The organism is Stenotrophomonas sp. YJH_SMC_81 (assembly GCF_059370875.1).
Map to the genome: position 1 here is coordinate 629,178 of NZ_JCAFUB010000003.1, position 12,147 is coordinate 641,324.

At 67.2% G+C, this 12,147-nt stretch carries 7 protein-coding genes; 3 read left to right on the forward strand and 4 right to left on the reverse strand.

The genetic code is table 11. The features are described 5' to 3' along the window. Positions 1-66: 66 nt before the first annotated feature. The 3 genes from AC5P8U_RS09455 to AC5P8U_RS09465 are packed head-to-tail and all read right to left on the reverse strand — an operon-like array spanning position 67 to position 5,557. Positions 67-3,144: an efflux RND transporter permease subunit gene (locus tag AC5P8U_RS09455; RefSeq protein ID WP_495214121.1), complete on the reverse strand. Its 3,078-nt coding sequence runs from the start codon at positions 3,142-3,144 to the stop codon at positions 67-69. Continuing rightward, the gene (locus AC5P8U_RS09460; RefSeq protein ID WP_111007781.1) at positions 3,141-4,313 is read right to left on the reverse strand and encodes an efflux RND transporter periplasmic adaptor subunit; all 1,173 of its coding nucleotides are present in this window, start codon (positions 4,311-4,313) and stop codon (positions 3,141-3,143) included. The genes AC5P8U_RS09455 and AC5P8U_RS09460 overlap by 4 nt, the downstream gene beginning before the upstream one ends. Next, entirely contained in the window at positions 4,310-5,557 is a 1,248-nt protein-coding gene (locus AC5P8U_RS09465) for a TolC family protein (protein WP_289852686.1), read from the reverse strand. The genes AC5P8U_RS09460 and AC5P8U_RS09465 overlap by 4 nt, the downstream gene beginning before the upstream one ends. A 62-nt stretch (positions 5,558-5,619) precedes the next feature. On the opposite strand from AC5P8U_RS09465, the gene AC5P8U_RS09470 reads away from it, so the two are divergent. Further along, positions 5,620-6,294 (forward strand): response regulator, encoded by a 675-nt coding sequence (locus AC5P8U_RS09470; RefSeq protein WP_088496254.1) that lies wholly within the window; start codon positions 5,620-5,622, stop codon positions 6,292-6,294. Then, the gene (locus tag AC5P8U_RS09475) at positions 6,287-7,660 is read left to right on the forward strand and encodes a sensor histidine kinase (protein WP_088496253.1); all 1,374 of its coding nucleotides are present in this window, start codon (positions 6,287-6,289) and stop codon (positions 7,658-7,660) included. The genes AC5P8U_RS09470 and AC5P8U_RS09475 overlap by 8 nt, the downstream gene beginning before the upstream one ends. Before the next feature lie 139 nt (positions 7,661-7,799). On the opposite strand, the gene AC5P8U_RS09480 is transcribed toward AC5P8U_RS09475, so the two are convergent. Next, positions 7,800-10,145 carry a GH92 family glycosyl hydrolase gene (locus AC5P8U_RS09480; RefSeq protein ID WP_088496252.1) on the reverse strand — a complete coding sequence of 782 codons (2,346 nt, stop codon included), beginning with the start codon at positions 10,143-10,145 and terminating at the stop codon, positions 7,800-7,802. A gap of 358 nt (positions 10,146-10,503) precedes the next feature. Here AC5P8U_RS09480 and AC5P8U_RS09485 point away from each other — a divergent pair. After that, positions 10,504-12,147: autotransporter outer membrane beta-barrel domain-containing protein (locus AC5P8U_RS09485; RefSeq protein ID WP_495214122.1), on the forward strand; the 1,644-nt coding region annotated here is incomplete at its 3' end.

Below are 12,147 nucleotides of genomic sequence, written 5' to 3' on the forward strand. Positions count from 1 at the left end.
CATGCTCGGCTGCTCTTCGCGCAAAGGCCAGAAGCAGCCGAGCGTGGGCTCGGCGCTACAGGCAGGTCAGGCGCCATGGGCCTCGCGACGCCCGTGCACCCAGTAGTACAGCGTAGGCAGCACCAGCAGTGTCAGCAGCATCGCCGACAGCAGGCCACCGATCACCACCACCGCCAGCGGCTTCTGCGTCTCGGCACCAATCGCATGCGAAGTGGCCATCGGCAGCAGGCCGAACATCGCCAGCAGCGCGGTCATCAGCACCGTACGCAGGCGCTGCAGCGAACCTTGCACCACCGCCTGCAGCAGGTCCATGCCCTGCTCGCGCAGCTGGGCGAAGCGACTGAGCATCACCACGCCGTTCAGCACTGCTTGCCCGAACAACGCGATGAAACCGATCGCCGCCGACACTGACAGCGGGATGCCAGTGAGCCACAGGGCGAGGATGCCGCCGATCATCGCCAGTGGCACGTTGGCCAGGATCAGCGCAGCGCTGCTGATGTCCTTGAAGGCATCGAACAGCAGCACGAAGATGATCAGCACCGACAGCGGAATCACCCAGCCCAGCCGCTTCATCGCACGCTGCTGGTTCTCGAACTCGCCGGACCACTCCAGCCGGTAGCCGTCCGGCAGCTGTACGCTGGCATCCACGCGCTTGCGCATGTCAGCCACCACGCTGCCCATGTCGCGGCCGGCGATGAAGATGCTCACTGCCTTCACCCGCTGCGCGTTCTCGCGCGAGATGTTGATCGCGCCGCTGGCCATGCGGAAGTCGGCTACGTCAGACAATGTCACCGTGTGGCCATCGCCGATGCCTACCGGGACCGTGCGCAGCCGCTGCAGGTCACGGTCGGCGTCGTCCAGGCGAAGCGTAATCGGGAACCTGCGGTCGCCCTCCCACAGCTCGCCGACCTGGCGCCCGCCCAGTGCAGTCTCGATCACCTCGTCGATGTCGCGCACGTTCAGGCCATAGCGCGCCGCACGGTCGCGGTCGATGTCGATCTGCAACTGCGGCAGCGAACCATCGCGATCGATGAACGCGCTTTCCACGCCGTCCACCCCACGCACCTGGGCCAGGATCGCCTGCGCCTGCTGGTTGAGCACGTCCAGATCCGAGCCACTCACCTTGATCACCACCTGGCCCTTGATCTGCGAGATGCTCTCCAGGATGTTGTCGCGCACCGGCTGCGAGATCGAGAACTCCGGCCCCGGAATGCGCTGCTCCAGCATGCGCTGCAGGTCGCTTACCAGCTGCCGCTTGTCCACGCCCTTCGGCCATTCCTTCTCTGGTTTCAGTGCCACCAGCGCCTCGATCTGGTTGGCGCCCTTGGCGTCGGAGCCGTCCTCCGGACGCCCCAGCTTGGCCACTACCGTCGATACCTGCGGGAAGGTGCCGACCAGCTCACGGATGCGCCGCGACTGCTGCTGCGCCTCGGCCAGGCTGGTGCTCGGGTCGAGCGTGGCGGTCAGCCAGATCGATCCTTCGTCCAGCTCGGGCAGGAACTCCGAACCCAGCCGGGTGCCCAGTGCCAGCGTGCCGACCAGCAGCGCAACCGCGGTCAGTACCACTGCACGCGGGCGGGCCAGCGCCCGCTCCAGGATCGGCTTGTACCAGCCGCTCAGGCAGTCCATCAGTGGATTGCCATCACGCATGCGGTCGCGCCGCAGCCACCAGTAGCAGAACAACGGCACCACGGTCAGCGCCAGGATCAACGCACCGATCAATGCCGAGGTCACCGAGTACGCCATCGGCGCGAACATGCGGCCTTCCTGGCGCTGCAGGGTGAAGATCGGGATGTGCGCGGCGATGATGATCAGCATCGAGAAGAACGTCGGCCGCCCCACTTCGGAGGCTGCCGAGAGGACGGTCGAGAAGCGCGTTTTCCTGTCAGCGTTCGGCGGCAGCTTCGACAGCCGCGAAACGATGTGCTCGGTCACGATCACCGCGCCATCGATGATGATGCCGAAGTCCATCGCTCCCAGCGAAAGCAGGTTGGCCGGTACGCCCCACAGGTGCAGCCCGAGGAAGGTCGACAGCAGTGCCAGCGGCATCATCGCCGCCACGATCAGCGCCGCGCGGGCGTTGTACAGGAACAGCCACAGCACCAGGAACACCAGCACGGCGCCTTCCAGCAGGTTGCGGAAGACGGTTTTCAGCGTGGTCGAGACCAGCCATGAGCGGTCGTAGAACGGCTCGATGCTGACCCCGGCCGGCAGCTGGTTGGCCTCGATCTCGGCGATGCGCGCATGCAGGGCGTCGAGTACGTCGGACGGGTTCTCGCCCTTGCGCATCAGCACCATGCCGAACACCGCATCGTCATTGTCGTCGTGGCCGACCAGGCCCTGCCGGGGCAGGCCGGTATCGGCGATACCGGCAAGGTCGCGCACCAGGATTGGCGTGCCACCGCGCTGCGCCACCACCACGTTGCCAATGTCGGCCGGCGAACGCATCAGGCCCACACCACGGATCAGGAACTGCTGCTGGCCGCGTTCCACGTAGCCGCCGCCCGCGTTCGAACTCCCCTTCTCCAGCGCCTCGGCGAACTCACCGAGGCTGATGCCGCGGTCACGCAGCTTGTCCAGGTCCGGCTTGACCTGGAAGGTGCGCGCAAAGCCACCGAAGCTGATCACATCGGCCACTCCAGGAACGGTGCGCAGGCTACGCTCCATCGTCCATTCCTGCACGGTGCGCAGCTGGGTCGGGGTCAGGTGCGGGCCTTTCAGCACATAGCGGTAGATCTCGCCCACCGCCGAGCTCATCGCCTCCAGCTCCGGGGTCACCCCTTCCGGCAGCTCCACGCCCTGCAGGCGCTCCAGCACCTGCTGGCGTGCGAAGTAGTCATCGGCCTTGTCGTCGAAGGTCAGGATGATCATCGACAGGCCGAACTGCGTATGCGAGAACACCCGCACCGAATGCGGAATGCCGGACAGCGCCACTTCCAGCGGCATCGTCACCTCACGCTCCACCTCTTCGGCGGCACGGCCCGGGTGCAGCGACACCACCGTCACCTGGGTGTCGGACACATCCGGGAAGGCTTCCACCGGCAGCACGCGGAACGCGGCGATGCCAGCGCCGATGAACAGCAGCAACGCCAGCATCACCATCAGCGGCTGGCGCAGGCAATAGGCAATCAGGCGATCGATCATGGGGCGGCGCGCCCCGTGCCGGTGCTGACGGCTGCCGGCGCGCTGTCCACCAGCTGTTGCAGCAGCAGGCCACCCTCGACGACCACTCTGCTGCCCCGCGCCAGGCCTTCACGCACCCACAGGCGGCCGTCACCCAGCTCCTCGGCGTGCACCGCGTGGCGCACGAAGCGGCCCTTGCCTTCCTCCACGAACACCACCTGCTTTCCGTCGATCAGCAACACCGCGGCGTCGGGCAGCGAGACACCGCCCTCGGACGGCAACGCCACCTGGGCGCGTACGTACTGCCCGGCCTTGAAGCCACGTGCGCGGTTGTCCAGCTCGGCACGCGCCTGCACCACGCGGCGCTCACTGTCGACGAAGTCATCCACGTGCTGCAGGGTCGCCTGCAGCGGCTGGCCATCGGCGCCGGGCACGCTCACCTGCATGCCGGCCTTCAACCGCCCTGCCAGGCTTTCAGGAACATCCAGCAGCAGCCACAGGCGGTCCGGATCGCCGATCACTGCCAATGGCTGCTCGCTGTCGGGACTGACCGACATGCCCGGGTTCATCCGCCGCTCCACCAGCACGCCATCGATGGGGGCGCGCAGCGGCAGGCGCTGGTCCACGCGCTGGCCATTGCCATAGGCCCGGGCGAATGCATTCGCGCGCGCATGATCGGCCTGGCTGCCCGCGAAGTTGGCCTCGGCCTCGTCCAGTTCACGGCCCGACGCCACACCCGCGGCATGCAGCTCGCGGGTACGGTCCAGTTCCCGGCGGGCCCGCTGCAGCTCGGCGCGGCCACGCACGCTGTGGGCCTGGGCCTGGCCGAACTCGGGCGAGGTGATCCAGGCAATCACCTGGCCGGCCTTCACTTTCTGCCCCGGCTGCGCCTCGATGCGCGCCACCTGACCCGGCAACGGCGTGCGCAGTGCACTGGAGCGTGTCTCGTCCCAGACCACCCGGCCCGGCAGCTGCAGGCTGGCGCTTGCGCCGGCGGTCACCGCCTCGCTGCGCAGCACGTCCAGCTGGCGGCTGCCGGCTGGAAACTGGACCTGGCCGGCACTGACCTGCGGCGCGTCCTCGGTATACGACGCCGGCTCGCGGCCGCAGCCGCCCAGCAGGGCCAGCGCCAGCAAGGCCGGCAGCACGGCATGTCGCGCCTGCGGGCGACAAACGACGATGAACTTCATCGAGACTCTCCTTCAGCAACGGATGTGGCCGCTTCCCAGCGCGCCAGGGCAATGGCATGGTTGACGCGTGCTTCGATCAGTGCGCCCTCGAAGTCGCGCCAGCTACGGCGCGCATCCAGCAGGTCGGTCAGGCTGGCGGCGCCGCGCCGGTAGGCCAGTTCGATGCCCTGCACCGCCTTGCGCGCGGCGTCGGACTGCAGTCCTTCGTAGTCGCTGCGGCGCTGCGCGGCGGACTGCACGCTGGCCTGCAGCAGGTCAAGTTCGGCGCGCGCTTCGCGCTGCAGCACCTGCAGTTCCAGCGCGGCACTATCACGGTCGGCCTCGGCACGCTGCATCGTGCCGCGTGCACGTGACGGGCCGCCGAGCGGGATGGTCAACGACACGCCCCAGGTCACACCGCTGATGTCGGTCGGCTCGCGTTCGGCTTCCACGCCCAACTGGATGTCGCGATAGCGCTCGCTGCGCGCCAGTGCCACACCGGCATCCGCCGCGGCCAGGCGCGAACGCGCCGCACGCAGATCGGCACGCTGCTGCGGATCGAACGCGCCCGTTGCGTCAACAGCTGCGGGGTCGGGCCAGGGCTCATCAGCGCTCAGGTCACCGCTGTCGTCACGGCCGAGCAGCAGCCCCAGCGCATGCCGTGCATCGCGCAGATCCAGGGCCGCCTCGCGCGCCGCGTCGGCTACGGCGAGATCGTCCACCGCCAGCCGCGCGCGATCCACCGGTGCCATCGCCCCTGTCGCGACCTGCTTGTCCGCCGCCGCCATCTGCTCGGCCGAACTCTGGCGGTTGGCGTCGGCGATCTGCGCCCGCTCCTGCGCGCCCTTCAGGCCGAAATAGGTTTCATGCAGCGCCACTTGCTGGCGGCGCCGGGTATCGAGCATCTCCAGACGGGCCACTTCCAGCAGCGCATCGGCCTGGCGAATGCGCAGGGCGCGCTTGCCACCGCGTTCCCAGGTCCAGCCCAGGCCCACGGTGCTGTCCATCCGCTTGTCCTGCCAGCGGCCCGGGCCGACGCCGTGCCTGGGGCTGAGCTTGCTGGTGCCGATCGACAGCTCGGTCGCTGGACGCAGCGCCGCCGTCTGCGCGTCGCCCTGCACGCCACGCAGCGCCAGTGCCGCCACACGCAGGTCCGGGTTGTGTGCTTCCATGGCGCGCTGCGCCTCCTGCAGGGACAGTGCCGACGCCGCAGGTGCGCACAGGAGGGCGGCCAACACAGCCGCAAGGCAAGGGGAGAAATTCATGCGCGTCACGGTAAGGTGACGCACTTGCGCCAATCTTGCCCCAACCTTGCACGAAGCTTGCAATGCGAATCCTGCTGATCGAAGACGACGCCGCCCTGGCCGATGGACTGATCCGTGCCCTGCAGGGCGCGGGTCATCTGTGCGACCACCTCTCGCGCGGGCTGCATGCACCCGCTGCACTGGCCAGCGCGCCATATGACGTGATGGTGCTCGACCTTTCATTGCCCGACGTCGATGGTCTGGACCTGCTCTCGCGCCTGCGCAACGACGGCGCCACCCTGCCGGTGCTGATCCTGACCGCACGCGATGGTGTGGAGGACCGCATCCTCGGCCTCGACCGCGGTGGCGACGATTACCTGGCCAAGCCGTTCGCACTCGGTGAGCTGGAAGCCCGCCTGCGTGCACTGTCGCGCCGCCGCAGCGATGCACCGGCTCAGAAGCGATTGGGCCGGTTGTGCTTCGACAGCATCCGCAATGAAGTGCAGGTTGAAGGCCAGCGCATCGAGTTGACCGCGCGCGAGCTGTCGCTGGTCGAGGCACTGATGCAACATCCCGGTCGCACCGTCACCAAGCAGCGCTTGTTCGATGCGCTGTACAGCTGGGACCACGAGGCCAACCTGTCGGTGATCGAGGTGCATGTCAGCCGCCTGCGCCGCAAGCTGGAACAGGCGCGCGCCGGCGTCGGCATCCGCATGCTGCGTGGACTTGGATACCGGCTGGAGGCCGGGCGTGACTGAGCGCGTGCACAGCCTGCGTGGCCTGCTGCTGCGCCGCCTGTGGCTGCCACTGCTGGTGCTGCTGCTGTGCAGCGCAGTCGGTTCATTCGCGCTGGCCCGGTTCTATGCCGGCCAGGTCTATGACCGCTGGCTGCTGGACTCGGCGATGTCGTTGTCCGAGCTGGTGAAGGTGCAGGACGGGCGTGCCTCGATCGAGATCACGCCTGCGGTGTCGCGCATGTTCACCTGGGACACCGCTGACGAAGTGCATGGCGAAGTGGTCGACGCCGCGGGCGGGCGCCTGTATGGCGACCTGCCCGAAGCGCTGCCCCGCCCCGCGATCGCTGCCGGCAGCAACGATGCCGTCTACTACGACGCGCGCCTGCGTGGGCAGCCGGTGCGCATGGTCGAAGTCGTGGTCAGCGCCGGGCCGGGCCACGATATCCGCCTGCGCGTGGCCGAGACGCTGCGCAAGCGCCACCGCCTGGAGCGCAAGCTGCTGCTGACCAGCATTCCGTTCCAGGCCGCGATCCTCGCCCTCGCGGCCTGGCTGGCCTGGTCCGGGACCGGCGCGGCTGCACGCCACGCCAACCAGGTGGCACGGCGGTTGGCCAGCCCACGCCCCGACCCGCTGGCGCCACTGGAGCCGGCGCAGGAGGCGCCGCGCGAACTGTGGCCGGCGGTGGAGGCCTACAACGCCCTGCTGCAGCGACTGGACGCCATGCAAGCCGCGCAACGGCGCTTCGTCAGCAACGCCGCGCACCAGCTGCGCACGCCGCTTGCTGCGATGCAGGTGGAGCTGGAGAGTTCATTGCGGCAACAGGATCCGCAGACCCAGCAGCTCGCGCTGTCCGGCACGCTGGCTGGGTTGGCGCGGCTGCAGCACCTGGTCAACCAACTGCTGATGCTCAGCCGCTCGGAAGATCCACAGGGCAGCGCACTGCCGCTGCAGCCGCCGGATCTGGCCGCGCTGGCGCGGGGCGTGGTCGAGCGCTACGCCGACCGTGCGTTGGCTGCAGGCGTGGACCTGGGATACGACGGACCCGACGACGGCGTGCATATACAGGGCGATCCGCAGCTGCTGCGCGAGGCGCTGGGTAACCTGCTGGACAACGCGCTGCGCTACGGCGCGGCGCCCGGTGTGATCACCCTGGGCGTTCGGCAGGAAACCGACGGCGTGCAGGTCTGGGTGGACGATGACGGCGCCGGCATCGCCGAAGCCGAACGCGCGCGCGTCACAGAACGCTTCTACCGGGCCAGCAGCGAGGGGGACGGCTGCGGGCTGGGGCTGGCGATCGTGGCCGAGATCGCGCAACGGCATGGTGCGATGTTGAAGATCGAAACGGCGCCGCTCGGTGGCGCGCGCGTGGGGCTGCGGTTCCGCTGAGCGTTGTTGAATTGCCCTTGTAGAGCCGAGCCCATGCTCGGCTGCTCCTGGCACGATGCCTGAGCCGAGCGTGGGCTCGGCTCTACAGGTTCCTGGTCACCCGTGAAGCGTGCCAACCAAGGTCGGCACCTACCAATCGTCACTGGCTCATCGAATACGGCGCCTGCGCGCCCTGCCCCGGCCAGTCCTTGTTCGGCTCGGCCTGCATGCTGAAGCGCAGTTCGCCGCCGGCCAGGATCTCGTCGTGGCGCAGGAAGGTACGCTGCAGCGGCTTGCCGTTCAACGTCACGCTGCCCACGTACGTGTGCGCGTCATCCAGCCCCTCGGCCACGATGGTGAACGTCTTGCCGTTGGGCAGGCGCATCGCGGTCTTCGGCAGGAACGGACGGCCAAGGATGTACTCGCCCGAGCCCGGGGCCACTGGATAGAAGCCCAGCGCGGTGAACACGTACCACGCCGACATCTGGCCGACATCATCGTTGCCGGCCAGGCCATCCGGGCGGTCGGCGTACTGGGTATCCATGATCTGCTTCAGGCGCGCCTGCGTGCGCCACGGCTGGCCGGCATACGAATACAGGTAGGCCACGTGGTGGCTGGGCTCATTGCCGTGGGCATACCAGCCGATCAGGCCGGTGATGTCTTCCATGTGCTCGAAGATCGACGGATCCACCTTGGCGTTGAACACCTCGTCCAGGCGCGCGAGCAGCTTGTCGCTGCCACCGTGCGCGGCCGCCAACCCGGCGACGTCCTGCGGCACGTACCACGAATACTGCCATGCGTTGCCCTCGGTATAGTCGGTGCCGTAGCCGCTGGCGCTGGGGTCGAAGGGCGTGCGGAAACTGCCGTCGCGCTTGCGTGCGCGCATGAAGCCGGTGTCCTTGTCGAAGGCATTGCGCCAGTTGCCTGCGCGCTTGTCGAAGGTCGCCGCGATATCGGCCTTGCCCATGGCCTGCGCCATGCGTGCGATGGTCCAGTCGTCGAAGGCGTATTCCAGCGTCTTGCTGGCTGCTTCGCCCTCCTCGTCGATCGGCACGTAGCCCAGCTCGCGGTACTGCGCGATGCCGTCATAGGGACCGTAATTGGCGGTCTCGACCATTGCCTTCAGCGCCTTGTCGGCGTCGAAGCCACGAATGCCCTTCACGTAGGCATCGGCGATCACCGGCACGGCGTGGTAGCCGATCATGCACCAGTCTTCCAGGCCATGGAACGACCATACCGGCAGCATGCCGTACGGGCTGTGCTCATGGTGGGCAAGCATGGAATTGACGAAGTCGCTGTTGCGCTTCTCCGGCTGCACCAGCGTCAGCAACGGGTGCAGCGCACGGTAGGTGTCCCACAGCGAGAACGTGGAATAGTTCGTGTAGCCCTCGGCCTTGTGCACGGCATTGTCCGGCCCGCGGTACTGGCCATCGGCATCCATGAACAGCGTCGGCCCCAGCAGGGTGTGGTACAGCGCGGTATAGGCACTGCGCCGCGCATGCTCGGGGGCGTCGATATCGAGTACCGACAGCGCCTGCGTCCACTCCTGCTTTGCCTGCGCACGCACGCGGTCGAAATCGAAGTCGGCCACTTCGGCGTCGAGGTTGGCGATGGCGCCGGCTTCACTGACCGGCGAGATCGCCACCTTCACCACCAGCGGTGCATCCAGCTTGCCGAATGCGAACGTGCCGACCAGCTGTCGGCCCTCGATCTGGGCGCGCTGCGCGGGATCCTTCTCACCCGGCGGCGGGAAGCCCTTGTAGACGATGTCCTGCTCGGTGTTGTGCAGCTCGTGCCCGGCCAGCGGGCGCGAGAAACGCATCGCGAAATACAGCTGGCGGCCCGGCGCCCAGCCGCGGGTTTCGCGGAAGCCCGTGACCGTGCCGTCGGCGCGCACCCGTACCCGCGACCACAGCACCTTGCCCGGGTAGTCGTACATGCTGGTACGCATGTCCAGCAGCACCTTGGCGTCGGTACCCTTGGGGAAGGCATAGCGATGCACGCCCACGCGGGTACTGGTGGTCAGCTCGGCACGCACCCTGTAGTCGTCCAGGGTGACCGCGTAGTAGCCCGGCTCGGCCTTCTCGTCAGCGTGGCGGAACCGCGAGGCATAGCCGCTGCCCGGCTTCTCCGGATCGCCACGCTCCAGGCCGGGAGTGCCGGTGAACGGCATCAGCAGGATGTCGCCCAGGTCCGAATGACCGGTGCCGGAAAAATGCGTATGCGAGAAACCGACGATGCTGCTGTCGTCGTAGCGGTAGCCCGCCGCCCAGCCATAGGCCTTCTCGCGCGGCTGGATGCGCGTGTCCGGGCTGAGCTGGACCATGCCGAACGGCACCGTGGCGCCGGGATAGGTGTGGCCCTCGCCACCGGTTCCGATGAAGGGATCGACGGCGGCGTAGGCGCGTTCGGCGGCGGATTTCGACGGGACCGCCAGCGCCGCCCCGGAGGCAAGCACGGCGGTCGCGGCGAAAGCGATCAGGAGACGACGGTCCAGCGTGGGCATCGGCGTTTGGATCGATTCAAGATGTTGACCGGATGCTAGCACCGGGCTTCAGGTGCCGCATGTTGCGGCGCAACTGAATGGATCTAAAGGCGACAAAAGCTGTCCGATTTCCTATGCAACTAATTGCATGGTTCGATGCCGTGGCGCTCACCACACTGTCGCCAAAGCCGAAAAGCGGGGCGAAAAAGGTGCCCTGCGGCATTCCCGGTCGCAATGCGACCGCTATTGCACTTTGCACCAGCCGGGCCGGAAAGTGCGCCGGAATCACTTCATCCTCACGCCATCACAGCGTTTCATTCACGCCAACGAAGTGATGCGGCCCGTTTCCCGAAGTTTGATACCCCGTAGGAGTACCGCCATGAAGATCGCAGTTCGTCGTTCCCTTGCCATGGCCATAGCCACCGGCATCACCCTCGCATCCACCGCCCAGGCCGGAACTCTGGGCCCTGGCCAGTCGGCCACAGTGAATGCTGGGGATGCCCCGGAGTCCTGGTCACTCGACGGCGCACAGCTGACAGGCAATCCAGGAGCACGCCTCCTGGACATCGATGCCCGAGGGACATCCAGCGTCACGGCGAACAGCGTGTCCATTGATGGGCGGATCAATCTGAACAACAGCTCACTCTCGTTGAGCGACAGCACCGTCCGGAACACCGCCGGCCGTGCCCTGAGTCTGATTACCTCCGGTGGCACTTCCGGCAGCTCCGTCGCAGTCGTCGAACGCACCACACTGGTAGGTGCCGGCATCGGTGGTAGTGCTACGCAGGGTGCCGATCTGACGCTGGACGCAAGCCGACTCGAAGGCGTGTTCAACTCCAACGGCGCTTTTGACCGCGGTATTGGATTCCTGTTGGCCGACCCGGCCCACCTGCTTGCCCGGAATGGAAGCACCATCATTGGTGATGATTCGGGCATCAATGCGAACTTTCAAATGGCCGCACCAGGTGATAGAGCCAATGTTGAGATAGACGCTTCGCGTGTTGAAGGCCGCAGCGGCGCAGGCATTCATGTTGTGCGCTTTGGTAGCAGGCCTTCTGTCCTGGCGACGTTCAATTTCCGCAACGGCAGCCAGCTGGTCGGTGGCAGCGGCACCGCGCTTCTGGTCGAGGATGCAGGCGCAGAGATCGACCTGAACCTCGATGCCTCGAGCGCGACCGGTGGCATCGTTAACGCTGCCGGGGGCACTGTGAACGTCGCACTCTCGAACGGCGCCAGCATCACCGGCGCGATGACCGACGTCACTCGCGTGTCACTGGACTCTGCCACCTGGAACATGACCGGAAACTCCACGGTCGGTGCGCTAAGCCTCGGCAACGGCACCGTGTCCCTCGGCGACGGCTCCGCCTTCCACACCCTGAACGTAGACGGCAACTTCAGCGGCGCCGATGGCACGATCATCTTCAACACCGTATTGGCCGGCGACAACGCCGCCACCGACAAGCTGATCATCGGCGGTGACACCAGCGGCACTGCCAATGTGCGCGTCAACAACGTCGGCGGTGCCGGTGCTCAGACCGACAAGGGCATCGAACTGATCCAAGTGGGTGGCACCTCCAACGGCCAGTTCAACCTCTCCGGCCGCGCAGTGGGCGGTCAGTACGAGTACTTCCTGCACAAGGGTACCGGCGCTGATGGCAACTGGTACCTGCGTTCCCAGCTGCCGACGGTTCCTGACCCCTGCGAGGCCAACCCCGGCTTGCCGCAATGCCCGCCGGTCGACCCTGTGGATCCCGTGGATCCCGTGGATCCCGTGGATCCGGTCGATCCGGAACCGGTGCTGCGCCCCGAGCCAGGCGCCTACCTGGCCAACCTGCAGGCCGCGCAGACGATGTTCCGCCTGGGCTACCACGACCGCAACGCCGGCCAGAACTCCGGCCGCGCCTGGGCCCGCGTGGATGGCTCGCGTAACGGCTTCGATGCCGTCAGCCGCCAGCTCGACATCCGTGGCAACAGCCAGGCACTGACCGTCGGTGCTGATCTGTGGCGTCACGATTCGGGCAGC

Bases quoted from the DNA above. Each gene is read 5' to 3' on its own strand.
- AC5P8U_RS09465 (WP_289852686.1), bottom strand. From the start codon at position 5,557: ATGAATTTCTCCCCTTGCCTTGCGGCTGTGTTGGCCGCCCTCCTGTGC.
- AC5P8U_RS09460 (WP_111007781.1), bottom strand. From the start codon at position 4,313: ATGAAGTTCATCGTCGTTTGTCGCCCGCAGGCGCGACATGCCGTGCTG.
- AC5P8U_RS09470 (WP_088496254.1), top strand. From the start codon at position 5,620: ATGCGAATCCTGCTGATCGAAGACGACGCCGCCCTGGCCGATGGACTG.
- AC5P8U_RS09455 (WP_495214121.1), bottom strand. From the start codon at position 3,144: ATGATCGATCGCCTGATTGCCTATTGCCTGCGCCAGCCGCTGATGGTG.
- AC5P8U_RS09480 (WP_088496252.1), bottom strand. From the start codon at position 10,145: ATGCCCACGCTGGACCGTCGTCTCCTGATCGCTTTCGCCGCGACCGCC.